We start from the raw sequence: 24,658 nt of genomic DNA, 5'->3' as shown, positions 1-24,658 counted from the left end.
TTTTATTGGTTTGTTAAAACGGGATTTTTTCGATTCTTTGAAATCTGTTCGTAAGCATATCCCATATTTAGTAAAGCTATGTCCGTATTTCGCTTAGAGACAAAAGTTAAGCTCTTAGGTTGATTTGATTCAGTGTCATAGCCAGCTGGGATAGTGAGTTCCGGATTTCCAGCGATTGGAGCTAGGAACTTCACAGACCCGCCGACACCTGCTGATACGATAGCGTCTAATCTTTCATTTTGTAACACAGAATCCAGTTCGTTTTGTGTAATATGAATGAGGTCATTAGCTACGTTATCCGCTTCTTGTTTCGTCATTGTATTATTCTGCGATGCTACTAGTTCACTTTGACCGAACTTCATATTTCTAGTAGGATTTATTTTGTTAAAAGCGATAATTGATTCTAAAGTTGACATAGGAGAACGATTAATTTGTAAAAATTGATTAAGATCTCGTTTGAAATCGGCATTTAATAAAGTGATATAATCAGCATCCACTTGTTCTAATTCTTCCAGTGTGATGCCCTCTATAACCGTTGCGCCAGCAGTTGTTAAATCTTTTTTAATTTTCTTTAGGATGGCTGTTTCTTCATTGCTTTCATCATCAGACAGTAGTCCAATCCGCTTGTTTTTTAGCGCATCTTTGGAAAGTGGTGTTTGACTTGCCTCATCCATTAAAACATTGGTTGTTAAATAAGCATCTGTAACTGTTCTTGTAAGTGGACCAGGCGTATCAAATCTACTTGAGAGTGGGATAATTCCCTCGTTGCTTACAAGGCCTTGGCTGGGTTTAAAGCCAACAACAGATTGAGCTCCTGCTGGTAAAATGATAGAACCATTTGTTTCTGTTCCAATCGCAATTGCAGCAAAATCACAAGTAGCAGCAGTTGCAGATCCAGAGCTTGAACCAAGTGGATCTAGTTCGGAAGAGTAAGGATTTTTGCTACGCCCTTTTTTTCCTGAGTAGCCATTTGGTACTCCGTCGTCCATTGCAGCTGCCCATTCTGACATATTAGTTTTTCCTAGAATTAAAGCACCGTTTGTTTTAAGTTTGTCTACGATAGCCGCGTCTTTCTCCATTACCCAATCTTTAAGGGCTACAGTACCGGCACTTGTTGGCAGGGTAATAGTACCAATATTATCTTTTAAAACGACAGGCATGCCGTATAAAGCTGGTTTATTTGATTCATTTTGATTATCAAGTTGCTCTGCTTCAGCAATAATAGTAGGGTTAATTTCTGTTATTGCATTTAACATAATCCCATTTTGATCGTGCTTTTTAATTCGGTTGAGGTAAATTCCGGCTAATTCTTTATAACTCAATTGGTTAGTTGTAATTAAATTTTGAAGTTTGGCAATGTCAGCTCCAATTACGAGATGCTCTTTTTCTTCAAGAGCCGCTATATCCAATGATTCTAGTTGTGCGTCAATTGGGTCCATTACTCGTTCTTTGTCATAAAAGTTTATATCTTGGATTGGCGCCTCTTCGGTCGGTTTTTGTTTACCTGGATTTACTTTCCCAGGTTTTGCTTTACTCGGCAAAGTGTTATTCGGTGTAGTGTTATTCAGCTTAGAACTTCCCTTTTTTTTCGCTGCTGCTGTTTTGTCGTTTGTTAATTTAATTTCGAAATTTTTGTTTTGATTAACAGATTCCTGTGAAACTCTTCCAGTTAATCTACCAACTTCTAATGTTTTATTGCCAAAACCAGTTTCTAGTTTGAAGTTTTCTTTATTTGAACCGATTTTTTTGTCTTTATCATGTTGGTTGGAATCTTTGGGTTTAGAGGTTGGAAGGTCTTTTTTTGTCATACTAGAGGTTCTTTCTGGAGCGGAAGTTTGCTGGCTTGTTAGATAGAGATAGGTCCCAGTTACACTAAACGTTGTAATAACTGTGGCACAGATGATAATAATTCGTCTTTTCATGTAATTCCTCCGATGTCTGATGTATGTACCTTATTATATAGGAAGTATAAGAGAAAATCAGTGACAATAATGTGAAGATAAGAATTACATTTTTATAGTTGATTTCATACATAATGGCTGTATATTCACAATCAGGTAGCTTAAAAAGATTTTATGTTTTTCTCTTTTCACAATTCCGTCACAAAATAGCGACTTTTTTACTTTTAGTTAACTATTATTAGTTATTATATTTTATAATTGTAAGAAAGGATTGTAAAAACACATAGGAAACTTTATGTGAAAAAGGCAATTATTCTTTATATTAATACGATATTATCCAAAAAAATTCGGTTTTCAAACGCTTTCTTGAAAAAAGTCACGAATTTAGGTTAGTTTTTAGATTAATAGGGTATTTTTACTAAAGAGAATATGGTAAAGTAAGGAAAGAGAGATAATGAAAAGAATGAAAACTAATTTGGAAGATGGAGTGATGAGTTTGGATAATAATCAAAAAGATTTGAATCAAGTAATCCGTCAGCTCAAAGAAAAAGGTATTGTGGTTGAAAAAACCAAATCCCGAAAAGATATATGGAAATCGGTAAGCGGGAAAGCGATGCCGAATATGACACTTCGATTGCAATAAAATCGAGAAGTGGAGGCTTTTTATATGTTATTTATCTGCGTTTTTTGTAAGTGAAGTTACGAAAAACGATAGAATTCGCATGTAAAATTACTCCACTTTTTTTCTTTGTCATAAATTAGTCATTAAGTTTTGATGTTTCTGTTATCCTTTTTAAGCGAAAATGTTGTATGATGGTATGGAAGACTTCTGTGAATGAAGAAAATAGAAATAGAGTGAGGCAAATACATGAAAAAAGAAGCAGTTAATCAACAATCTATTTATGTTCATATTGATCATGTTATTAACAATGTGGCGACAAGCGGCATTTCTTTTTGTGATTTTTTAAATGGCGTTGGGCAACCGCCTGAAAATATATTGTTAATCAAACATAATATGGAAGATGCGTCTTATAATGCACACACGGCTTTCCATTACTTAGAGCCAGGCGATTTGACAAATATATCTAAAGAAAATTTCAGTCCACTTTGTTGGATTGATTTTGAAGATGTGGAACTTTTAAACCAACTTACACCGCAAGAAGTGGCTGAGATGCTTTATCTTGCGCATACGGGACGCCACCTTCGTTCTCCTTTTTACTATAAATTACAAAATAATTTTGTTTATTTAACGAGAGAAGACGGTCGCTACAATAAAGTATATTATCGAAATTTAAATCATTTTTATATGTTGCTAAGTTATGTCATTGCCCGGAAAACATCGGAACTCGTTAATGAGAAAGGCATTTTTTCGTTTGGAAAGAAAAAATATGTTTCTGAACCACCAGTTGAGTTACTCAAAAAAATGTCCGATCATTTCAAAGACGGTGCTTGTATCGCAATGGATGATGTCGTTAGAACTAGAACCCAAATCGAAGTACCAATTGGCCTCGGTCTTACGGAAGAAATGACTGAACTAGAAATAACTTCAAAAATTTACTACGAAGAAGAAGTTGCAAAATTAGTCTATGATTTAAAACAAAATGAATGGAAATATATCGAAAAATAAAAAATCAAACCTTTTCCTTTACGTTTGGTTTTTTATTTGATAGAATTTAACTAATGAACGTTAGTTAGGAGGATTATTCTAATGACGAAAAAACTTATTAAAGAAGTAGCATTAACCCTTTTTGCAGAAAAAGGATATGATGGGACGGCCCTTTCTGAAATTGCAAAAGCTGTAGGGATTAAAACGCCATCGTTGTATGCCCACTTTCCATCTAAAGAAGCGCTTTTTATGGAAGTGTATCAAGATAGCATCCACACAGAACTAAGCGAATTAAGTAAAGTAGCTGATGAAGAAGCGCTAGTAGGAGAAGAAAAACTGCGGACAATCTTTTTTGTTGCGACTGATTTTTCAAGAAGTCCTGATGAGAAGAAGTTTTTCCAACGAGCGGTATTTTATCCACCAAAGTCTCTTTTTGAAGAGTTAAAAGAAGAGACGAGGACTTATGAGCAGTTAACAAATGATATTTTACGAAAAACGCTTGAGCCGGCTCTCTCTGAAGATGCTTTAATAAGATGGATGCATGTGTTCTATGCGTTACTCGATGGGCTTAGCGTCGAGCACGGGATCTATGATGAAACGGAATTTGAGTTGCGTAGGAAATCCGCTTGGGAAGTTCTCGCAAGTTTACTCGGATAAATTGGAGGTAAGGAAAATGGCTTGGATTTATTTAATAATGGCAGGATTATCAGAAATTGTTTGGGCTTTTGGGCTGAAAGAATCGCATGGCTTTACGATGTTAGGGTGGAGCCTTTTAACGATAGCGTTTCTAATAGTTAGTTTCGGTTTGTTTTCGATTTCCATGAAGTCGATTCCAATTGGGACGGCGTATGCAGTGTTTACCGGAATTGGGGCTGCTGGTACGGCGATTATTGGAATGATTTTTCTTTCAGAAGGCGTTTCTTTTTGGAAAATTATTTCCCTAATCGTACTATTAACAGGAATTATTGGCCTTAAGTTAGTAGATGGCAATGAGTCTGAGAAGGAGGCTAAATAACGATGGATTGGATATTTTTACTCGTAGCAGGTTTGTGTGAAATGGTCTTTGTTGTCATGCTGAAATTATCAGACGGATTTAAACGTCTCGGATTTGCGATACTCACCGTTATCTTTATGTCAGCGAGCTTCTTCTTATTATCTCTCGCACTTAAAACAATTCCGATTGGTACGGGTTATGCGATTTGGACCGGAATTGGGGCTGTTGGTAGTGTCACACTCGGAATGATTGTCTTCAAAGAGCGTAAGAGTGTTGGGAAACTGCTCTTCATTACGATGATTATTGCTGGCGTTGTCGGTCTAAAATTAACATCTGGTGTTTAAATAAAATAGGTTGAAAAAGATCTTTTTGGAATAAGAGCACGTCATTCTTATTCGAAAATGAAGATTTTTTCAACCTATTTTTTAGTTATGTCTTTTCATCTTGCTAAAACATGGTAAAATAGATAAAGCGAATAATGACGGAGGGGTATTATGAAAACCAAGTTAATTTTATTATACGGTGGAAAATCTGCTGAACACGAGGTTTCTTTACAAACAGCATTTTCAGTAATCAATGCTTTAGATTTAGAAAAATTTGAAGCTGAACCAATATATATTACAAACGAAGGTGAGTGGGTTCAAGGACCGCTACTTTCTGGAAAATTAGATTTTGTCGAGCAATTACGTTTCTCGGCTACAGATAGAGTGAAACTTGCTACAGCTGAATCAGAAAAATCAGAAGGGGAAGCAATTAGCCCAGCTGTTTTAGAAGCTGACGGACAAGAAACAGTCGTATTTCCACTTTTACATGGTCCAAACGGAGAAGATGGAACTGTTCAAGGCTTGTTCGAAGTTTTAAATATTCCTTACGTTGGCAATGGTGTCCTAGCTTCATCAGCAGCAATGGATAAAATCGTGATGAAGAAAATTTTTGCAGATGCTGGTATTCCACAAGTTCCAGCAGTTGCGGTGCGTTTAATTGATTGGAAAAACTATCAAGAGGAAATGGTTACTGAAATGGAAGAAGTGCTTACATATCCAGTCTTCGTGAAACCAGCGAATCTCGGTTCAAGTGTTGGTATTAGTAAAGCAACGAACAAAACAGAGTTAATTGAAGCGATGACTGAAGCATTTTTATACGACCGTCGTGTTGTCGTTGAACAAGGTGTGGTTGCTCGTGAAATCGAAATGGGCGTGCTTGGAAATGATACACCGGTTTGCTCGGTTCCTGGTGAGATCTTGCCAGAAGGTGCTGTTGCTAAGTTTTATGATTACAAAGCAAAATATCAAGACAACAACACTGCATTAATTATTCCAACAGAAGTAGAACCAGAAATTTTAGAACAAATGAAAGAATATGCGGTTCAAGCTTTCTTAGGACTTGATGCAAGCGGGCTCGTGCGTGCTGACTTTTTCTTAACGGAAGATAATCAGTTGTTCTTAAATGAAGTAAATACAATGCCTGGTTTCACACCATATAGCATGTATCCACTACTTTGGCAGGAAACTGGCTTACCATACGGAGCGCTAATTGAACGATTAGTTGATTTGGCAAAAGAACGCCACGCAGCTAAAAATGCACTTAAATATAAATTAGAAGACTAAAATAAACAAGAAAGCAGTTTTCAGATGCGGAAGCTGCTTTTTTATGGAAGAGAGCGATTTAATTTGAAAAAAACAGTAGGCGAAGTAGTAGCAATGTTAGATAGTTCCATCCATGTAGATACATTTCGCGATGTCGTCATTACTGGCATTTGTTTTGACACAAGGCAAATAAAGTCAGGAGATTTATTTGTTCCGTTTGTAGGGAATTTACGCGATGGGCACGAATTCGTAAGTCAGGCACGAGAAATGGGAGCGGTAGCGACTTTTTGGCAAAAAGATGTACCAAATCCACCAACTGATTTCCCGGTTATTTTAGTGGAAAATACTTTGCTAGCACTTCAAGAGCTGGCAGCGAAATACATTCAGCAAGTAAAACCTAAAGTAATTGCAATCACTGGCAGCAATGGGAAAACGACTACAAAAGATATTATGGCAGCAATTGTTGAAACGACTTATAAAGTGCACTATACGGGCGGGAATTTTAATAATCATATTGGTTTACCTTATACTATTTTAACGATGCCGGAAGATACAGAAGTGGCTGTACTTGAAATGGGGATGAATCATCGTCATGAAATCGAAGTGCTGTCAAAAATTGCAAAACCTGATATTGCGATTATTACTAATATCGGCGAGGCTCATATTGAATACCTTGGTTCGCGTGAAGAAATTGCCAAAGCAAAACTCGAAATTACAGCCGGCTTAAATCCAAGCGGTATTTTAATTTATCCACATGAAGAAAACCTTCTTTTAGGAAATGTAGATGGCGACTTTAGACAACTAACTTTTGGTAAATCAGATGCAGCGGAAATTTATCCGTTAGAAATTCGCGCTGAAGCAGAAGGGACCTCTTTTATAACAAATTGGGAGCCGGATTTAGAAATTTTTGTTCCGATTATCGGCGAGCATAATGTTTTCAATACGATGGCGGCGATGCTTGCGGCAAGAGAAATTGGTATTGAAGGAGAAAAAATACAGTCAGCGCTTAAAAATATGGAACGTTCTAAAAGTCGTTTAGAATGGATAACGACCAAAAGCGGCGCGCGTATTTTAAATGATGCTTACAATTCCAGCCCAACAGCGTTAAAAACAGTTTTAAAAACTTTTATGCATATGGACTCAAAAGGTAAACCAAAATATTTAGTACTTGCAGATATGCTTGAATTAGGCGATTTGTCGACAAAACTACACCAAGAATCTGCTGAAGTACTAGAAAATGATACGATTGAGAAGATTTTCTTATACGGTGAAGCGATGAAAGCTTTCAAATCAGTGGCTGAGGCAAAAATTGGTCAGGGAAAAGTTCAACATTTTGACACAAAGGAATCGCTTGAGACGGCGCTTCTTTCAGAAATAAATGGAAATGAATGGATACTGGTCAAAGGTTCTTACGGAATGGGCTTGAAAGATGTGGTAGAAAATCTTATTATTAAGTAACGAATAAAATTGGACATATGATATTACCGATTAATTGGTAATAATTTGGACAGGAGGAAAGGCATAATGGTTGCTTGTTTGTGTATTCATGGTTTTACTGGTTCGCCGTCCGAGGTGAAGCCGCTCGCTGATTATTTGCGAGAGCATACAGATTGGGATGTTTTAGCACCCACATTACCTGGCCATGATCACCTGCGCCACTTAAAAAATGTGACGTATAAAGATTGGATTGTTTTTGTAGATAGCATTTTAAGTCAAATGTTAAAAGAAGACGATGAAGTATATATTATTGGTTTTTCTATGGGCGGTTTGCTCGCGGGATGGCTAGCTAGGCATTATCCGGAAGTGAAAAAGCTGGTACTTCTAAGCACTGCTGTAAATGCGATGGAATGGCCGCAAATTATCGAAAATTCCAAGCAAGTAATTACCGAAGCAAAAGAAGTCACACTTAAAAATAGCCCGATGTTCAAACGCTATCAAAAGAAAGTAACTGAAACCCCGTGGACATCCACGCTTCAATTTAAAAAAATGGTCGCTCTTGCAAAACCAGTATTTGAACATATTGAAATTCCAACTTTTATTGCACAAGGCAGTGCCGATCCTATTGTTCCTGCTGAAAAAAGTGTCAATTTTTTAATGGAAAGTATACCAGGACCGAAAGAATTATTTATTCTAGAAGGTTCAAAACATGTGATTTGTCAGGATGAACAAGCAGATAAATTATTTGCAGCTGTTTTAACATTTTTACAAAAAGATGTAGCTGTACTAAATGCAAATTAAAAAAACCGATTCAGCTCTCAGTTGCTGAATCGGTTTTTTTGTTTTCGCCAACAGAATCTCGGGCTATTAAATTAGTCGCAAGTGCCAGATGAACAAAGCCTTCATCTGATTTTCTTACGCGATTATACATAAGTTCCACTGCTTTTTCACCCATAAACGAAAGATTGGTACACATTGTCGTAAGTGGAGGATTGCTAAGTACTGTAAATTCGGTGTTATCAAAACAAATAATCGATAAGTCTTTCGGAATATTGTATCCTTTTGATTGCAAATAAGTATTTAAAATAAATCCAAGGCCTGAATTGACGCAAAACCAAGCAGTTGGAAGTTCATCTAGCTCGTCTAACGTCCGGTATAGTGTCGTTTGTTCTTCTTTAATTCGTGTAATGGCATATTTTTCATTAAAAGGAATCTGGTGATACTGCAATGCTTTTTTGTATCCTTCAAAGCGCTCTTCATAACTCGGAGAAAAAGTAGTATCACCAAGAAAACCGATTTTTTGATGTTTATTTTCGATTAAAAATTCGACTGCCGTGAAAGCACCGTCTTTATTTTGGCTAATAACGGCATCGGCTTTTAAATGTGGATCGTGATGATCAATTAGTACCACTGGCATACCAAGTTCAATCACTTTCTTACTGTAAGCTGTATTAATATGCGATAGCAAGAAAATTCCTGTCCAGTTTTCCTTTGTTAGTTGCTCAGGAAGTTGATTCTTTTCTGCCTCCTCATCCGTCACTGGAAAAATAATTAATTCCGCTTGATGAGCAATGATGCTTTGTTTCATATTATCAATAATTTCGCCAAAAAAACTACGTTGTGATAAGGCGAATGAAGTTGCTAAAAGTGCGAATTTTTCTTTCACGACTTCTCGTGCGATTTCTTTTTTATATTTATAACCTAATTCATCAGCCATTTTAAAAACAGCCAATTTAGTTTGCTCGCTGACCCCGTTTTTATTACCTAAAGCTTGTGAAACTGAATTTTTCGTTATATTTAGCCTGTCAGCAATATCTTGCATTGTAACTTTCTTCATGCTTCCCCCTCCGTTTTCCTCTGTTTATTCTATTATAGAAGTTAATTCACAAAATAGCAAAAATTTTATAATTAAAAAGTAATGTTAAAAGTAATTTTTATGATTTTTGATAGCAAATGCTTAAAACGTTTATAATAAAAGAATTTATAAAAGTAATTATTGACATTACAAAAATGTAATGTGATAATGTAATCGTAATCAAGCGCTTACAATTACAAAAAGTGGAATTAGGAGGATTATTGATATGAAGATTAGAAAAATTGCTATTGCGGCTCTTAGTGTTGCGGTTGCTGGCTCATTACTAACTGCTTGTGGCGGTGGAGGAAACAAAAGTGGAGACGATAACGGTAAAACAAAAGTAACGTTTTGGGCAGCTCCAAATCCAACTCAAGTAAAATATTGGGATGAAATGGCAAAAGCATATGAAAAAGAAAACCCAGATGTAACGGTTGAAGTTTCCCAAATGAAAGAAAGCCCATCATCAGAAGCGACAATTCAATCAGCTATCGCCTCTAAAACGGCACCAACTATGTCTGAAAATATCAATCGTAGTTTCGCTGCACAATTAGCAGATAGTAAAGCTATTGTACCTTTGAACGATGTAAAAGGTCTTGATGATGTTGTAAAAGAAAGAAAAATGAGCGAAACAATGGATTCTTGGAAATTCTCTGATGGCAATCAATATGTGCTACCTGTATACTCCAATCCAATTCTTTTTGCTTGGCGTTTAGATACATTAAAAGAACTTGGCTATGATGCTCCACCAAAAACATATAGTGAAGCACTTGAAGTTGGTAAAAAATTAAAAGCAAAATATCCAGATAAAGTACTTTGGGCTAAAGGCGATTTATCAGACCCAACAGCATGGATGCGCTGGTTTGATTTCTTCCCACTGTATGATGCAGCTTCAAAAGGAAATGCATTTGTTGAAGATGGCAAATTAGTTGCAGACGATAAAGCTGGAACAGAACTATTAACCTTCATGTCCGAATTGCAAAAAAATAAATTACTTCTTGCAAGTAAAGCAACAGATCCATTTGAAACAGGAACAAGTATCATGGCAGACAATGGCCCGTGGACTTTCCCTAACTGGGACGAAAAATTCCCAGAACTTAAATATAACGAAAACTACGCAATAACTGCGCCACTTGTACCAGACAGCATGGCAAATGAAAAAAATATTGCTACTTATGCTGATTCAAAAGGGGTTGTAATGTACGCTCAAGCAACAGATAAAGAAAAAGAAGCGGCAATGGACTTCTTGAAATTCGTTTATAACGACGATAAAAATGATTTGAAATTCCTTGAAACTACTAATTTAATTCCAGCACGTGATGATGCAACTGAAAATGAAGCTTTCACAGCATTCTTTAAAGAAAATCCAGAATTAGAAGTGTATGCAGCAAATGTACCTTATAGCATTCCAGCGATGGATGATGCGAAATACAATGATATTCAACAAGTTCTTGGAGAAGAAGCGTGGAATCCAATTGTACGTGGGGAGAAAAAACCTGATAAAGCTTGGTCTGACATGAAGAAAGCGGAGGACGGGGTGCTTCAAAAATGAAGCGGCGAAATAACAAATTGGGCTGGTCATTTACCAGCCCGTATCTCATATTCACAGCGGTATTTTTCTTAGTACCGCTAATTTGGTCAATTTGGTTGTCGGTGACCGATTGGAACATGATGAGTCCGGAAATCAATTTTGTTGGCTTTGATAATTTTATTAAAGCCTTTACTAGTCCGGCAGTTCGAGCAGCCTTTTTTGTCACTTATAAATTTTTAATTGTGTTTGTTCCGATGGCGTTAATTATTTCGATGATTGTCGCAGTACTTGTGAATGGGCTACCGAAGTTTAAAGGACTATATTTAGTGGCGTTTTTCCTACCATACTTGTCCTCAGGTGTTGTTACTTCACTAATTGTGCAAGGTTTACTTTCGTATAACAGTGCTCTAAATGTGTTCTTACGTGGGCATTTTGGTTGGGATATTGATTGGCTTGGGACGCCGATGTCGGCACTTGTCATTATTTCGCTAATGATTGCATGGAAAATGTCTGGTTATTATGCGCTTATTTTAATTTCTGGACTCGCTAGTATTAACCATGAAATTTATGAAGCAGCAGCGATGGACGGTTCTGGTCGCTTTAGAACCTTTTGGAAAGTTACCGTTCCGATGCTCTATCCAGCTTTATTTACCGTAATTGTTTTGGCGGTAGGCGTTAGTTTTGGGATTTTCACCGAAGTATACCAACTAACTGGCGGTGGTCCAAATTTTGCAACGAACACATGGCAAATGGAGATTTTCAACCAAGCATTCGTTAACTTGAATTCTGGTTATGCTTCGGCGATTTCTCTAATGGCTGCTACTGTAACGTTCGCATCAATTGGTGTTATTAAGAAAATGCTTGAGAAATGGGGTCAAAGAAATGGTTGGACATAATAGTAAAGCAGGAAAAATTGTTCGCTATATACTGACAACATTGCTCATGTTAGTTATGATTTATCCGTTTATTTATCTCGTATTAAATTCATTTGCAGCTTGGGATCAAGTAGATAAAAAGCTTATTCCAACTGAATTTACCACTCGTTCTTGGGATTGGTTGTTTGGGAATTCAGTGGTTGCAGCGCCTGCTCCGTGGATTCACGCCTTTATTAATACCATCATTGTTTCCACTATTGCAACAGGATTAATGCTACTTTTTGGCTTAATGGTCGGCTATGCACTCGCCAAAGTTGATTTTAAGGGTAAAAAAATTGTTAATAATGCGATTTTATTCCAAATGTTTTTCCCGGCGATTATTTTGCTGATTCCGCAATTTTTAATGATTACGGACTTTGGGTTACTTGATACGTACGCTGGAATGATTATTCCGACCATGCTTAGTTTATGGGCCGTATTTATGTATACCAACTTTTTTAAAGCGATTCCAGATACTTTAATTGAAGCAGCAAAATTGGATGGTGCGAGTGATTTGAAAATTCTATTTCGGGTTGTACTTCCGATGTCCAAATCAATCACAACAGTTATCTTTTTATTCCTGTTCACAGACAGATGGACGAATTTACTTTGGGATATGCTTGTAACGAAGAGTGATGGAACGGTAACGCTGAATGTACTAATTTCGCAAATGTTCGGACCGTATGCAACTTATCCAGGTCCAATGTATGCAGCTTCTGTACTACTCACACTACCACTAATTATTCTATTCTTATTCTTCTCAAAGAAATTCCAAGAAGGAATGCAATTTACTTTGAAATAAAAGGAGCGACTGAACTTGGAATTTTGGCGAGGTAATGTTTTTTATGAAATTTATATGAAATCATTTCAAGATAGTGATGGTGATGGTTTAGGTGATTTTAAAGGATTGACTAGTAGGTTAGACTATTTGGTAGATTTAGGGGTTGATGGCATTTGGCTCACTCCATTTTATCCTTCACCACAAGTGGATAATGGCTACGATGTTTCGGATTACTGTGATATAAATCCAGATTACGGCAGTATGGCTGATTTTCGAGAATTTATGAAAGCAGCAGATGCGCGAGGCATAAAAGTCATTATTGACTTAGTTTTAAATCATTCTTCGACGGAGCACGCGTGGTTTAAGGAGTCGCGGAGTAGCAACACAAATCCTAAACGAGATTATTATATTTGGCGTGAAAAACCAAATAATTGGGAGTCGTTTTTTGGTGGCTCAGCATGGGAGCTTGATAAACTTACTGGTGAATATTATTATCACAGTTTTGCAAAGGAACAAGCTGATCTTAACTGGGCGAATCCGGCTGTTCGCACTGAAATCGAGCAAGTTTTAGCATTTTGGTTAAATGAAGGTGTGGCAGGATTCAGGTTAGACGTGATTAATAATTTAACGCTTGTACTTGAGTTCCCAGATAATCCAGTTGTAGATAATGAAATGGAGCATGTTTATGATCGAAATCAACAAGGACTCGAACAAGCTTTAGAGCAGATTGCTGCTTTTTGTCGCAAAGAGCGAGAGGTATTTTTAGTAGGTGAAATTAGTTCTGATAAATTGCCAGAAATTGCGAAATATAGTTCGAAAACAATGCTTGATGTTACCTTTAATTTTAACTTTGGAAGTGTCGAACTGCTTGATGCGCAATCGGTATTTACTACTTTAAATGAAATGGAAACAGCATTACAAGAGGGACAATGGCCAACGCTTTTCTTTGGTAGCCACGATATGAGTCGATTTACAACACGACTTTCAAACGGAAACTTGTCCAAAACGAAACTGTTAGCGTTTTTAATGTTAACTGCTAAAGGTATACCGTTTATTTATTATGGCGAGGAAGTGGGGATGCCAGATTTAACCTTTTCCTCCGTGGAAGAAATGCGTGATATTCAAGGAACTGCAGCTTATTATCAAGCGTTACAAGCAGGTTCAGATGAACAAAGTGCACTTGAACTTGCGATAAATAAAACGCGCGATAAAGCACGCGGGCCGATGGTATTTCCGGATGGGAAGCCGTTTACGATCGGGCAACCATGGATTAAAATGGCTAGTTTAAAAGAGGATGAAGCATTATCAATGTGGCATTTTTACCAAGCTTTACTCGCTTTTCGAAAAGGTCATGATTTTAAAGAAAAAGAATACGCGTCATTAACGTTAGATGGTGAAACACTTAGCTATCAGCGCGGGAAATTCTTATTTTTACTGCATTTTGGTGAGGCAGAGGTGACATATCCACTTCAAGGGAAATCAGAGCTTGTTTTTGGAGAAGCTGTGATGTTAGAAGCTGGCATTAAGATGGGAGCGTATACTGGAATTGCGCTCAGAGTGGAGGATTAACATGAAATCAATTGAAACCTTATTGCAAGTTTATCGTGAAACAAAGACTGCTTCTTACACCCGTCTTGAGTTAAGTGGCGCTTTTGACAAGGATGTCTATAACATTACTGCGCCTTTTACTTGGCTCGGAAAAGAATATATTGCTGGACGAGTGGAATCACGGGATAGTGAGTTTGCAGAAGTGCGCTTTTTTGAAAATACGGCAAAGGATACGTATCAATTAGTTGAAAATACGACTATCCTAGCCCTGCAAGATCCATTTGTAACGTTTGTACAAGGAGAACTTATTATCGGTGGCGTGGAAGTTTTTCCTAAAGAATCGGACAGGGCAATGTTAGATTGGCGCACTAATTTATATCGCGCAACTTCGCTTACCGACTTTGAGCAAATCTTTACAGGTCCAATTGGAATGAAAGATTTACGAGTGAAGGAGCTAACAGACGGCCGGATTTTAGTACTAACAAGACCACAAGGCGAAAAAGGCGGTCGCGGAAAAATTGGCGCAATCGTCATTAATTCACTAGCGGATTTAACAATCGAACAAATTGAAAAAGCGCCCCTTTTAAAACGAAACTTTTCAGGTGATGAATGGGGCGGTGGCAATGAGATTCATTTGCTAGAAGATGGTCGAATTGGCGTTCTTGGTCATATTGCTTGTTTTGATGAATCTGGTGATCGTCATTATTACGCGTGCTCTTTTTGTTTAAATGAAGATTTTACACAAATCGAACAAGAAAAAATTATTGCAGAACGTGCTGATTTTGCTCCAAGTGAGCCGAAAAGACCTGATTTAGCAGATGTTGTATTTAGCGGCGGTTTAATCAGAAATTCGGACGGTACTGCTGAACTTTATGCAGGAATTGGTGATTCTGATGCACAAAAATTAACCATTCCTGATCCATTTAAAAATAACTAATAGTAGGAGTTTTGAATAGAAATGAACATTTATCGTTATGAAGAAAACCCATTAATTACACCTTTAGACGTGAAACCAATCCATGAAGGTTTTGAAGTGATTGGCGCTTTCAACGGCGGTGTGGCCGAGTATAATGGCGAAGTGCTTTTACTTCTTCGTGTGGCAGAAAAACCAGTTAGTGAAGATCCAGAAATAGTTCTTGCACCAGTTTATAATGCGAAAAACAAAGAATTAGAATTACAATCTTTCCGTTTAGATGATGAAAATTATGATTTTGAAGATCCGCGAATGATTCGCAGTAAAGCAAAACTAGAAGGATTTTCTTATTTAACTTCTCTTTCTTATATTCGAATCGCTCGCAGTAAAGATGGTCATCATTTTACCTTAGATGAAAAGCCGTTTTTATACCCATTTAATGAATATCAGACATTTGGGATTGAAGATGCTCGCGTGACACAAATTGGAGATACTTATCATGTGAATTTCAGTGCGGTATCTGAGTTTGGTGTAGCAGACGCATTAGTTACAACAAAAGACTTTGAAAATTTGGAGTATCAAGGCAATATTTTTGCTCCTGAAAATAAAGATGTACTTATTTTCCCGGAAAAAATTAATGGGAAATATTATGCACTACATCGCCCAAGTTTAAAAAGTATCGGTAACTTAGATATTTGGATTGCTTCTTCACCGGATTTGCGTAGTTTTGGAGATCATCGTCATTTACTTGGCATCCGTCCTGGTGAATATGACAGTGGTCGCGTTGGTGGCGGTTGTGTGCCAATCAAAACAGAAGAAGGCTGGCTGATTTTATATCACGGTGCAACTGAAGAGAATCGTTACGTGATGGGCGCGGCTTTGCTTGATTTAAATGATCCAACAATTGTATTGAAAAGAACGAAAACCCCGATTTTAGAACCAGTGGCTGATTATGAAAAAAATGGTTTCTTTGGCGATGTTGTTTTTGCTTGTGGAGCTATTCAAGAAGGCGACACGTTACACATGTATTACGGGGTAGCTGATACTTCCATGGCAGGTTGCGATATGAAAATCAGTGAAATTTTACATCAGTTAGAAGTGGAAGCTAAATGACTTGGCGAAACTATTTGAATGCTTGGAAAAATGCCGATTTATCTGATGAGTGGCGAAGTGAATTAAAGCGAGTGGAACATGAACAGGAGCGTTTTGAAGGATACTTAACATTTGGAACAGGCGGAATGCGTGGCAAAATGGGCATTGGCTCGAATCGCATCAATCTTTTTACAATCAGACGGGTGGCAAGTGGATTAGGCGAGTATGTGGTAGCAAATGGAGGCAAAGAGAAGGGCGTCGCGATCTTTTACGATTCTAGAAATAATTCAGACGTTTTTGCAGCTGAAACAGCAAAAGTATTATCAGCACTTGGCATTCGAGTTTATTTATCAGATACGATTCGTCCAACACCAGCGCTTTCTTTTTGCGTTAGAGAAACGAAATCCTTTGCCGGAGTAGTGATTACCGCGAGTCATAATCCTTCTATTTATAATGGATTTAAAGTGTATGATGAAAATGGATGCCAAATCACATTAGGTGCGGCACAGGAAATTACTAGCTATTTAAATAAAATAACGGATATTTTTCGTATACCAGTACGAGAATTACCGAATTTACTCGTTACTACCATTGGAAAAGAAATGGACGATGCCTATTTACAGGCTTTAACAACAGTGATTTCTCGACCAGAATTGCTAGCTGACTATGGAACTGAACTAGGGATTTGCTATACACCACTTCACGGAGCTGGTAAAGAACTAGTTATGCGAGGCTTAGCGGAAAATGGCTTTTCAAATACGCTACTTGTTCAAGAACAAAGTGAGCCAGACGGAGATTTTCCAACGGTTGTTTCACCTAATCCAGAAGAAGAAAATAGTTTTGAATTAGCCAAACTGCAAGCGCAAAAAATGCAAGCGGATATAATTTTGGCAACTGATCCCGATGCTGACAGACTCGGAGTAGCAGTTTTAACCAATCAAAACGAGTATCAAATTTTAACTGGAAACCAGCTTGGTGCTTTGTTATTAGACTATATTTTGTCGGCGAAAGAGTGTGTAACGAAAGAGGATACGATGATTAATACGATTGTCACCGGAGATTTAGGTGGCAAAATAGCAAGTCGATTTGGTATTCGTCACGTCCAAACGCTCACAGGTTTTAAATTTATTGGTGAAAAAATAGCCGAAATGGAAAAGACGCAAGCTAATTTTATTTTTGGCTACGAGGAGAGTTACGGTTACTTAATAGCACCTTTTGTACGCGATAAAGATGCGGTGCAAGCGGCATTACTTACAGCAGAAATGGCTCTTTTCTATAAAAAAGAAGGAACTACCCTGCTTGGAAAACTAACTTCTTTATATGAACAATTTGGCTATCATAAAGAATATTTGCACACTATTACCCTCGAAAACAACGATGGCGCTGCAAAAATGAATCAAATGATAGATAATTTACGAAAAGCACCCCATTTTTTACCAGAAATAGTAGCTGTTGAAGATTTTCTCACTAGCGAGCGAACAAATCTTCTCACAAAAGAAATAACATACATCAAGCTACCTCAAGAAAATGTATTGAAATTTTACTTAAAAGACAAATCATGGTTCGCTGTCCGACCTTCTGGGACTGAACCAAAATGTAAAATCTATTTCCAAACCATTGCTGAAACAGAAGAAAACGCAGAAAAAGCAATGAATGACTTAAAAGAACGCGTATTAGCTGTATGGGACTAATAAAAAGCTGGAAATCGTTTTCGGATGATTTCCAGCTTTTTTAAAATTAAAAATAACTAAAAACAGCTGATAAACGTACATTTAAAACGAAATAACTTTTTTTATTCGATAATAGCATGGAAAGATAAGGTTTTGACATTGAAAAGAAATTGTTATTGTGTTATGATGTTAGATGGAAGTTTATTAGGTTTATATTTAGCCTAGTGATTAATGAGGGCTTTTTTATTTGATGCGTTAGAACTGCTATAATGGCAGAGAAATTTTCTGATGCCGTGAATCATTTTGCTTGGTGCGCCCAGGCTTTTCTATTGCAGAAAAATGAAAATGAAAGATAGCAGTTTTCATAAAAACAACTGCAAATGAACAGACAAACAATCGTAATAAGCGTATTGTGATGAATTATAAAAGTAGCTCTCCTACCAAACTTTAAACAGGTAAAGGAGAAATGACATTGACAAAATTTTCGGAGTTCGGACTGGACGAAAAAATTGTAAAATCAGTAAATCGGATGGGGTTTGAAGAAGCAACGCCAATCCAAGAAAAAACAATTCCACTAGGACTAGCAGGTAAAGACTTAATCGGACAAGCACAAACAGGTACTGGTAAAACAGCCGCTTTTGGTCTTCCAATGATCCACAAAATCGACCAAAAGAATAACAACGTACAAGCTTTAATTATTGCTCCAACGCGTGAACTTGCAATCCAAGTTTCAGAAGAGCTTTATAAACTTAGCTATGACAAACATGTGCGTGTGCTAGCGGTTTACGGTGGTAGTGATATTAGCCGTCAAATCCGTTCACTTAAGAAAAACCCACAAATCGTAGTTGGTACGCCAGGACGTATTTTGGATCATATTAACCGTCGCACACTGAAACTAGACCACGTGGAAACACTTGTACTAGATGAAGCAGACGAAATGCTAAACATGGGCTTCATTGATGATATCGAAACTATTCTAAAAGAAGTACCAGCAGAACGTCAAACTTTACTATTTTCTGCAACAATGCCTGATCCAATTCGCCGTATCGGTGAACGTTTCATGCATAGCCCAGAACTTATTCGCATTAAAGCGAAAGAAATGACTGCACTATTAATCGAACAATTCTTCGTAAAAGTGCACGAAAAAGAAAAATTTGACGTATTATCTCGTTTATTAGACGTTCAAGCACCAGAACTAGCAATTGTTTTTGGTCGTACGAAACGTCGTGTAGACGAACTATCTCGCGCGCTTGATATGCGTGGTTACGTGGCTGAAGGTATCCACGGTGACTTAACGCAAGCAAAACGTATGAGCGTACTACGCAAATTTAAAGAAGGAAAAATTGATGTTCTAGTTGCAACAGACGTAGCAGCACGTGGACTTGATATTTCCGGCGTAACACATGTATATAACTATGATATTCCACAAGATCCAGAAAGCTATGTTCACCGTATCGGTCGTACTGGTCGTGCTGGTAAAGAAGGTATGGCGATTACTTTCGTACAACCTCGTGAAATGGGTTATCTACGTATTGTTGAAGAAACTACGAAAAAACGTATGCAACCACTTCAAGCTCCTACTTGGGACGAAGCATTTGCAGGCCAATTACGCGTAGCAACTGAAAAAATTCAAGAAGCAATTACAGAAGAAAACTTAGCTGACTATAAAACGTTTGCTAACGAACTTCTTGAAAAATACGATGCAACTGACATCGCAGCAGCAATGCTTAAAATGTTAGCGAAAGAGCCAGACAAAACTCCTGTCCATATTACTGAAGAGCGCCCATTACCATCCCGTGGTGGCGGTGGCTACAAAGGTAAAAATGGTAAAGGCGGTAAAGGTGGCGGCTATCGCGGCGGAAGCGGTAAAGGCGGAAGCTACCGTGATCGTAACAACAGCGGCAAAGGTCGTCGTAGCGGCGGCGGAAGCGGTTCTGGCGGTGGCGGCAATCGTGATCGTCGTGGCGGCGGAGAACAACGCAGCGGCGGCAACAAAGGCAACTACTCACAAAAATCTAAATAAGATTATTAGACAAATAGTTACCATATAGATAGACTGTAGATAAAGAAGTTTTAACTTTATCTACAGTCTATTTTTTTATAAATACTAATGATTAACGATTTCAGTGATACGGGAGTGTGGCGCTAGTCATGAAGATAAATAAAATTATCGAGTATATTGTAGTAACAATCATCGTTCTAGTGTGGACTTACCTCATTGTCATTAAAGAAATTCTTCCTAAAAATATAGGATTTATTTCATTAGTAATTCTATCAATAGTTCTTTATTTTGTAGGCAAAAGGTTGAATGGGAAATATAGCAGATAAAAAAACGGCTATACTCTAAGTAGCCGTTTTTTTATGTGCAATAATTCATTTACATTTATTTCCAAATATGAGAAAATAGCATGTTGGCAAAATTGCCACACGTGGTTCATTCATACCATCCCACGTAAAAAAACTAGGAGGAAAAATAATGAAAATGAAAATTTTGACGGTGAATGCAATTATCGCCGCACTGTATGTAGTGCTCGGGATGATTGTCGCACCAATTGGGTTTATGGCATTACAATTTAGAATACCAGAAATCTTTAACCACCTAATCGTCTTTAATAAAAAATACTTCTGGGGCATTATCGTAGGTGTTTTTATTACGAATTTGTTCTTTTCCGGATTAGGTTGGATTGATTTAGTTTTTGGCGTAGCACAATCAGCTATTTCCCTTTTACTAATGATTGGAATTTCTAAATACGTTAAAGGAATTATTCCGCGGATGATTATTAATACGATCCTCTTCTCGCTAACGATGGCAATTATCGCTTGGGAGCTAGTGATTGTTTTTGACTTACCGTTCCTAATTACTTGGGCAACAACTGCGGCAAGTGAATTCATCGTAATGGGTGTCGGGATTCCGTTAATGTATCTATTAAATAAACGTTTAAATTTCCGAAAAATGATTGATTAAATGAGAGAGTCTAAGGGAACTTAGGCTCTTTTTATTTTTGTAAATAGCGGGCTGCCTCCTGTATCAATTCAACTAATTGGTCATTCGTATAGTCTTTATAAGTTTGATATAATTTGTTTATGAACTCAAAATCATTCTAGCTAGATAATTAGAAATAAACTTATTGTCAGATAAGGTTTAATTATTGCCTTGTTCACTATCAATCTCATTATTTATTCTTATAATTCTTTATAACGAAATAATTCCCTATTGCGAAATATTATAATGTAAATAGATAGTAAAATTAATTTAATAATTTGCTGTAACGAACTTATATGTGAGGTGGTGAATTTGCGATGCAAAAGATAAGGCCGGATTTGGATATTGGCAAAAATATTCAACAATTAAGAAATGATTGTAAAATGACACAAGATCAAGTAGTAGCAAAACTAAATATCATGGGTTTAAATATCTCTAAAAGTACTTATGCAAAAATAGAAACAAATCGTATGAATGTACGAGTAAGCGAACTAGTGGTGCTAAAAACAATTTTTAATACGGGCTTCGACAATTTTTTTGATGATTTACCTTTAAAATAGAGATACAGATAGAAGAAAATAGAAGAAACGGGGTATTTAATATGATTTTTGAATCAATTTCAATAAAAAATTTCAGAAATTTCAAGGATATTCAAGTGACTCTTTCCAATAAAAATGTTTTTTTGGGTTTAAATAATGTTGGGAAAACTAATTTTTTGTATGCATTTAGGTTCATTTTTGATCGAGAGATTAGAAAAAATAATTTGCTGGATTCCGATTTTCACTGTAAAAAGACTGATGAACCAATTGAAATAGTTGTTAAAATTGATATAAGTGATACTTCCTGCGTAGATAGTCAAAAATTACGTGCAAAACTAAAAGGAGCTATCTCAAGTAATCATGATAAGGTATTTATTAAGCTTAGTGCAGAATATAACAAAACAGAGTTGTTAGCCATGCCTATATTATCTTGGGGGGGAGATATTGACAATTTATACGAGATGAAACAACGTGGGTATATGTACGATATTGATTATATAATGAATGTCATTTATATTGATTCTTATGTAGACTTAAATAAATTATTCAAAAAAAGTATTGGAAGTCTGATAAAAAATGATGATAATGCAGATGAAAATATAATTACAGAAATCGAAAAGACTGTAACTTCTCTTAACAGTAGAATATCCTCCTTATCTGGTGTCAAATCATTTGAAGAAAGAATTACTCCTGAATATCGAAAATTTAGAGACGAAAATATTTCTGTTTCCGTTAAATCAGAGATAGCTATTAAGGGACTTTACTCTAATATTGTTCCTTACATAAGAACGCAACCAGATGAAACTTTATATCCAACATCAGGTGAAGGACGCAAGAAACTACTAGTCTACTCAATATTCAGCTTAATTTCAGCAGAACATGAGGAAAAGAAGATAAACCTGTTCTTAATTGAAGAGCCTGAGAATCATCTCCATAAATCTATACAAATTGCGTTATCCCAAATACTTTTTGAAGATAATAAATTCAACTATTTGTTCATGTCTACACACTCTCCATTTATACTATATGAAATGAATAAAGTGAATTTAGTCAGAATATACAATAAAACTAAAATTGATAGTACTAGTGAATTCTATACTGTTCCACAAAAATATGGAGATAATAAAAAAATGTTAAATAAAGGTCTTTCGGAAGCAATATTTGCAGATAAAGTGCTACTAGTTGAAGGACCTTCCGAGTTAATTCTTTTTGAAAAAGTACTTTCTTCAATTAATCCTTTTTTTGAAAGTGATGGTATTTATATACTTCCTGTTAACGGAATTGGTTTTAAAAAATATAGAGATATACTTGAAAATCTGAAGATATTAAATACTATTAAAACAGATAATGATTTGCGTATTGTTAAAAAGACAGGTGATTACAGTGCTTTAGGTTTTTCTAGAGTAAACAAGTATATTAAAAAACAACATGAATTACCTAAAGATAGTTTGCAAAATAATACCATCGAGTCAAAAAGAAGTTTGTATACTGAAAATAAGAATGTTCTTGATGTAATACGTGAAGAGTATGGTATTTATCTTTCAAAAACAGATCTTGAAAATGACTTGGATGAAGTTCTACATGATGAACTAATAACTTATTTGAATACTGAAGACCCTGTAAAATATTTGCAAGAAGCAAAAAACAATAATATGGTAAAGCTAACTACGCATTTAAAAAAAGAAGATTGTAATAAAATTTATGAACATTACAATTTTGCTTGTCTGAAAGAGGTGTTAAAATGACACTATCTCTAATTCAGGAAGAAATAATAAATACTCCAGGGAATCTAATAGTTAGAGCTAGCGCCGGAACTGGAAAAACTTTTACCATGGTACAGAAAATAATGAAAGAAATCGAAGAAAATAATTCACATAAAGTTATCGCAGCAATTACATTCACTATAAAAGCAGCGCAAGAAATAAGAAAACGATTAAGTTGTGATACTTCACAACTTTTTATAGGCACTAATAATAGTTTTGCTATCGAAGAAATAATAAAACCATTCATGAAAGATGTATATGGAACAGATTATGACATTGACATGGATGCAGACTATTTAAAAAAAGTTGATACCTTTAAACAGGGGCTTTCTGTTCTTAAAACAACTGGGATACTTGCTTCATATTCTAATACACAGAAAAATTTTATTTTTGAATTAGCATATAATATTATTGTTGAATCTACCGCATGTAAGTTATACTTCGTTTCAAAATATTTCAAAATTTATATTGATGAGTATCAAGATTGTGATAAAGATATGCACAAACTTTTTATGTACTTATGTGAAGAATTAATAATTGATACTTTTATTGTAGGTGATGAGAAACAGTCTATTTATATGTGGAGAGGTGCCTTTCCAGATGCTTTCAAAGAGATTTGGAAAAAAGATAATTTTGAAAATTTATTTATGCGGGAGAATTACCGTTCTTGCCAACAAATTCAGAATTACACGAATTTATTATGTGAGGATACTAGTGGTTTATATTATAAAATTGATAATAGCAATAACATTGTGTGGCTTACAATTGATTCAAATGAATTATGGAGTGAGAAGGTATTAGAAGTTATTGATAAGGCAGGACAATCTGCGCTATTGAGGTATAGAATGGTAGATGCCAAATTAGGTGCATCGGAACTAACTCAAAAAGGATTGGAATATACTTTTATTCCTAAAGTACCAATTTCAGAAATATCAACTGAATCCGCATGGCTATACAAAGCTATTGCCAACTATTGTATTTTAGAGCACTACTCAGTATATGATTTGGTTGCTGTAATTCCATCAGGGAAATATGAGGATAATTCGAAGATAACAGTTATACAGAAGAACCTCGAAGAAATTGAAAATGCTATTGAAACTTCGGATTTGCTTAAATTTAATGTGCAGGTTGAAGAATTAGCATCTTATCTTAATCTAAGTGTTCGTACTGAACACTTAGAAAAATTATATGATACTATTGATAATACAGAATATCATGTAGCTTTTGATACAGATATTTATAGACACACAGCTAGTACTATTCATTCTGCTAAGGGATTAGAATTTGATCAAGTAATTGTTTTTGCAGAAGATTATAGATTGGATGATAATTCCAGCATATTTAATCATTATGTGGCTTCATCTAGAGCAAAACAAAAGTTGATAATTATAAAAAAGAAAAATTATAATGCTAACTGTTTTGAAGCAAATCTGAAAAATATTTTTTCTAACTATAGAATAGACTTTACTGATATGGTTACAATTCCATAATTAATTTAAAACTAGAACATCTATTTTAATAATCGGTGTTCTTTTTTGTAAAAAAATA

At 36.0% G+C, this 24,658-nt stretch carries 23 protein-coding genes, 1 pseudogene and 1 riboswitch; of the genes and pseudogenes, 21 read left to right on the top strand and 3 right to left on the bottom strand.

What is annotated here, in order from left to right; translation table 11 throughout:
• Positions 1-2: 2 nt before the first annotated feature.
• Positions 3-1,922 carry an amidase family protein gene (locus OC533_RS04140; protein ID WP_262265230.1) on the bottom strand — a complete coding sequence of 640 codons (1,920 nt, stop codon included), beginning with the start codon at positions 1,920-1,922 and terminating at the stop codon, positions 3-5.
• Positions 1,923-2,397: 475 nt separating this feature from the next.
• Here OC533_RS04140 and OC533_RS04135 point away from each other — a divergent pair, with 475 nt between their 5' ends.
• The 8 genes from OC533_RS04135 (at position 2,398) to OC533_RS04100 (ending at position 8,325) form a co-directional block, all read left to right on the top strand.
• Positions 2,398-2,544 (top strand): Lmo0850 family protein, encoded by a 147-nt coding sequence (locus OC533_RS04135; RefSeq protein WP_010990641.1) that lies wholly within the window; start codon positions 2,398-2,400, stop codon positions 2,542-2,544.
• Positions 2,545-2,769: 225 nt separating this feature from the next.
• Positions 2,770-3,528 carry a hypothetical protein gene (locus tag OC533_RS04130; protein ID WP_194323318.1) on the top strand — a complete coding sequence of 253 codons (759 nt, stop codon included), beginning with the start codon at positions 2,770-2,772 and terminating at the stop codon, positions 3,526-3,528.
• An 81-nt stretch (positions 3,529-3,609) separates the two neighbouring features.
• Positions 3,610-4,164 (top strand): TetR/AcrR family transcriptional regulator, encoded by a 555-nt coding sequence (locus tag OC533_RS04125; protein ID WP_070753421.1) that lies wholly within the window; start codon positions 3,610-3,612, stop codon positions 4,162-4,164.
• A 16-nt stretch (positions 4,165-4,180) separates the two neighbouring features.
• On the top strand, positions 4,181-4,522 hold the full coding sequence (gene sugE1 / locus OC533_RS04120; protein WP_194323319.1) for a quaternary ammonium compound efflux SMR transporter SugE1: 342 nt from the start codon (positions 4,181-4,183) through the stop codon (positions 4,520-4,522).
• A 2-nt stretch (positions 4,523-4,524) separates the two neighbouring features.
• Positions 4,525-4,845, top strand: a complete 321-nt coding sequence (sugE2, locus tag OC533_RS04115; RefSeq protein WP_003771065.1) for a quaternary ammonium compound efflux SMR transporter SugE2 — start codon at positions 4,525-4,527, stop codon at positions 4,843-4,845.
• A 150-nt stretch (positions 4,846-4,995) separates the two neighbouring features.
• Positions 4,996-6,108, top strand: a complete 1,113-nt coding sequence (locus tag OC533_RS04110; protein WP_003771067.1) for a D-alanine--D-alanine ligase — start codon at positions 4,996-4,998, stop codon at positions 6,106-6,108.
• A 63-nt stretch (positions 6,109-6,171) separates the two neighbouring features.
• Positions 6,172-7,545, top strand: a complete 1,374-nt coding sequence (gene murF / locus OC533_RS04105) for a UDP-N-acetylmuramoyl-tripeptide--D-alanyl-D-alanine ligase (RefSeq protein WP_010990643.1) — start codon at positions 6,172-6,174, stop codon at positions 7,543-7,545.
• A gap of 66 nt (positions 7,546-7,611) precedes the next feature.
• A complete protein-coding gene (locus tag OC533_RS04100) occupies positions 7,612-8,325 on the top strand; it encodes an alpha/beta hydrolase (RefSeq protein ID WP_003761230.1) in 714 nt (237 codons plus the stop codon).
• A gap of 10 nt (positions 8,326-8,335) precedes the next feature.
• Here OC533_RS04100 and OC533_RS04095 read toward each other — a convergent pair whose 3' ends face one another.
• A complete protein-coding gene (locus OC533_RS04095) occupies positions 8,336-9,361 on the bottom strand; it encodes a substrate-binding domain-containing protein (RefSeq protein ID WP_262265229.1) in 1,026 nt (341 codons plus the stop codon).
• 244 nt (positions 9,362-9,605) lie between these two features.
• On the opposite strand from OC533_RS04095, the gene OC533_RS04090 reads away from it, so the two are divergent.
• From OC533_RS04090 to OC533_RS04045, 10 genes are all read left to right on the top strand, one after another.
• Complete coding sequence (locus tag OC533_RS04090) at positions 9,606-10,928, top strand: ABC transporter substrate-binding protein (protein ID WP_003761234.1); 1,323 nt, start codon at positions 9,606-9,608, stop codon at positions 10,926-10,928.
• Positions 10,925-11,803, top strand: coding sequence for a carbohydrate ABC transporter permease (locus OC533_RS04085; protein ID WP_033533234.1), 879 nt, complete (start codon positions 10,925-10,927; stop codon positions 11,801-11,803). Before OC533_RS04090 ends, OC533_RS04085 begins: the two co-directional genes overlap by 4 nt.
• Positions 11,790-12,623, top strand: a complete 834-nt coding sequence (locus tag OC533_RS04080) for a carbohydrate ABC transporter permease (RefSeq protein ID WP_003724791.1) — start codon at positions 11,790-11,792, stop codon at positions 12,621-12,623. The genes OC533_RS04085 and OC533_RS04080 overlap by 14 nt, the downstream gene beginning before the upstream one ends.
• A 15-nt stretch (positions 12,624-12,638) precedes the next feature.
• Positions 12,639-14,171 (top strand): alpha-glucosidase, encoded by a 1,533-nt coding sequence (locus OC533_RS04075; RefSeq protein ID WP_194323320.1) that lies wholly within the window; start codon positions 12,639-12,641, stop codon positions 14,169-14,171.
• 1 nt (position 14,172) lies between these two features.
• On the top strand, positions 14,173-15,087 hold the full coding sequence (locus OC533_RS04070; protein ID WP_194323321.1) for an MTP-1 family protein: 915 nt from the start codon (positions 14,173-14,175) through the stop codon (positions 15,085-15,087).
• A gap of 21 nt (positions 15,088-15,108) precedes the next feature.
• On the top strand, positions 15,109-16,176 hold the full coding sequence (locus tag OC533_RS04065; RefSeq protein ID WP_003761245.1) for a glycoside hydrolase family 130 protein: 1,068 nt from the start codon (positions 15,109-15,111) through the stop codon (positions 16,174-16,176).
• Positions 16,173-17,846 (top strand): phospho-sugar mutase, encoded by a 1,674-nt coding sequence (locus OC533_RS04060; RefSeq protein ID WP_194323322.1) that lies wholly within the window; start codon positions 16,173-16,175, stop codon positions 17,844-17,846. Before OC533_RS04065 ends, OC533_RS04060 begins: the two co-directional genes overlap by 4 nt.
• A gap of 451 nt (positions 17,847-18,297) precedes the next feature.
• A complete protein-coding gene (gene cshA, locus OC533_RS04055; protein WP_077918158.1) occupies positions 18,298-19,848 on the top strand; it encodes a degradosome RNA helicase CshA in 1,551 nt (516 codons plus the stop codon).
• A 128-nt stretch (positions 19,849-19,976) separates the two neighbouring features.
• Complete coding sequence (locus OC533_RS04050; protein ID WP_077957582.1) at positions 19,977-20,153, top strand: hypothetical protein; 177 nt, start codon at positions 19,977-19,979, stop codon at positions 20,151-20,153.
• 95 nt (positions 20,154-20,248) lie between these two features.
• Positions 20,249-20,296, top strand: a riboswitch (PreQ1 riboswitch).
• 5 nt (positions 20,297-20,301) lie between these two features.
• Positions 20,302-20,790: a QueT transporter family protein gene (locus tag OC533_RS04045; protein ID WP_003724800.1), complete on the top strand. Its 489-nt coding sequence runs from the start codon at positions 20,302-20,304 to the stop codon at positions 20,788-20,790.
• A 31-nt stretch (positions 20,791-20,821) separates the two neighbouring features.
• Here OC533_RS04045 and OC533_RS14900 read toward each other — a convergent pair.
• Positions 20,822-20,967, bottom strand: a pseudogene (locus OC533_RS14900) (TetR/AcrR family transcriptional regulator); the annotation flags it as partial.
• Positions 20,968-21,125: 158 nt separating this feature from the next.
• On the opposite strand from OC533_RS14900, the gene OC533_RS04040 reads away from it, so the two are divergent.
• From OC533_RS04040 to OC533_RS04030, 3 genes are read left to right on the top strand one after another with little or no spacing between them, the layout of a single operon-like run.
• The gene (locus OC533_RS04040; protein ID WP_149061096.1) at positions 21,126-21,368 is read left to right on the top strand and encodes a helix-turn-helix domain-containing protein; all 243 of its coding nucleotides are present in this window, start codon (positions 21,126-21,128) and stop codon (positions 21,366-21,368) included.
• Positions 21,369-21,409: 41 nt separating this feature from the next.
• Positions 21,410-23,092: an ATP-dependent nuclease gene (locus OC533_RS04035; protein WP_194323323.1), complete on the top strand. Its 1,683-nt coding sequence runs from the start codon at positions 21,410-21,412 to the stop codon at positions 23,090-23,092.
• A complete protein-coding gene (locus tag OC533_RS04030; protein WP_149061098.1) occupies positions 23,089-24,600 on the top strand; it encodes a UvrD-helicase domain-containing protein in 1,512 nt (503 codons plus the stop codon). The genes OC533_RS04035 and OC533_RS04030 overlap by 4 nt, the downstream gene beginning before the upstream one ends.
• The last annotated feature ends 58 nt before the right edge of the window (positions 24,601-24,658 follow it).

Source organism: Listeria sp. Marseille-Q6474, assembly GCF_946902005.1.
Lineage (GTDB): Bacteria > Bacillota > Bacilli > Lactobacillales > Listeriaceae > Listeria > Listeria innocua.
The sequence above is the reverse complement of the archived record's forward strand: the minus strand, read 5'-3'. Positions and strand labels throughout refer to the sequence as shown.

What these genes read in the sequence shown, in the direction of transcription:
- sugE1 (WP_194323319.1), top strand. Translation starts at nt 4,181, where the DNA reads ATGGCTTGGATTTATTTAATAATGGCAGGATTATCAGAAATTGTTTGG.
- OC533_RS04140 (WP_262265230.1), bottom strand. Translation starts at nt 1,922, where the DNA reads ATGAAAAGACGAATTATTATCATCTGTGCCACAGTTATTACAACGTTT.
- OC533_RS04060 (WP_194323322.1), top strand. Translation starts at nt 16,173, where the DNA reads ATGACTTGGCGAAACTATTTGAATGCTTGGAAAAATGCCGATTTATCT.
- OC533_RS04045 (WP_003724800.1), top strand. Translation starts at nt 20,302, where the DNA reads ATGAAAATGAAAATTTTGACGGTGAATGCAATTATCGCCGCACTGTAT.
- OC533_RS04130 (WP_194323318.1), top strand. Translation starts at nt 2,770, where the DNA reads ATGAAAAAAGAAGCAGTTAATCAACAATCTATTTATGTTCATATTGAT.
- sugE2 (WP_003771065.1), top strand. Translation starts at nt 4,525, where the DNA reads ATGGATTGGATATTTTTACTCGTAGCAGGTTTGTGTGAAATGGTCTTT.
- OC533_RS04080 (WP_003724791.1), top strand. Translation starts at nt 11,790, where the DNA reads ATGGTTGGACATAATAGTAAAGCAGGAAAAATTGTTCGCTATATACTG.
- OC533_RS04095 (WP_262265229.1), bottom strand. Translation starts at nt 9,361, where the DNA reads ATGAAGAAAGTTACAATGCAAGATATTGCTGACAGGCTAAATATAACG.
- OC533_RS04125 (WP_070753421.1), top strand. Translation starts at nt 3,610, where the DNA reads ATGACGAAAAAACTTATTAAAGAAGTAGCATTAACCCTTTTTGCAGAA.
- OC533_RS04110 (WP_003771067.1), top strand. Translation starts at nt 4,996, where the DNA reads ATGAAAACCAAGTTAATTTTATTATACGGTGGAAAATCTGCTGAACAC.
- OC533_RS04070 (WP_194323321.1), top strand. Translation starts at nt 14,173, where the DNA reads ATGAAATCAATTGAAACCTTATTGCAAGTTTATCGTGAAACAAAGACT.
- OC533_RS04065 (WP_003761245.1), top strand. Translation starts at nt 15,109, where the DNA reads ATGAACATTTATCGTTATGAAGAAAACCCATTAATTACACCTTTAGAC.
- OC533_RS04100 (WP_003761230.1), top strand. Translation starts at nt 7,612, where the DNA reads ATGGTTGCTTGTTTGTGTATTCATGGTTTTACTGGTTCGCCGTCCGAG.
- OC533_RS04035 (WP_194323323.1), top strand. Translation starts at nt 21,410, where the DNA reads ATGATTTTTGAATCAATTTCAATAAAAAATTTCAGAAATTTCAAGGAT.
- OC533_RS04040 (WP_149061096.1), top strand. Translation starts at nt 21,126, where the DNA reads ATGCAAAAGATAAGGCCGGATTTGGATATTGGCAAAAATATTCAACAA.
- OC533_RS04085 (WP_033533234.1), top strand. Translation starts at nt 10,925, where the DNA reads ATGAAGCGGCGAAATAACAAATTGGGCTGGTCATTTACCAGCCCGTAT.
- OC533_RS04050 (WP_077957582.1), top strand. Translation starts at nt 19,977, where the DNA reads ATGAAGATAAATAAAATTATCGAGTATATTGTAGTAACAATCATCGTT.
- OC533_RS04030 (WP_149061098.1), top strand. Translation starts at nt 23,089, where the DNA reads ATGACACTATCTCTAATTCAGGAAGAAATAATAAATACTCCAGGGAAT.
- OC533_RS04090 (WP_003761234.1), top strand. Translation starts at nt 9,606, where the DNA reads ATGAAGATTAGAAAAATTGCTATTGCGGCTCTTAGTGTTGCGGTTGCT.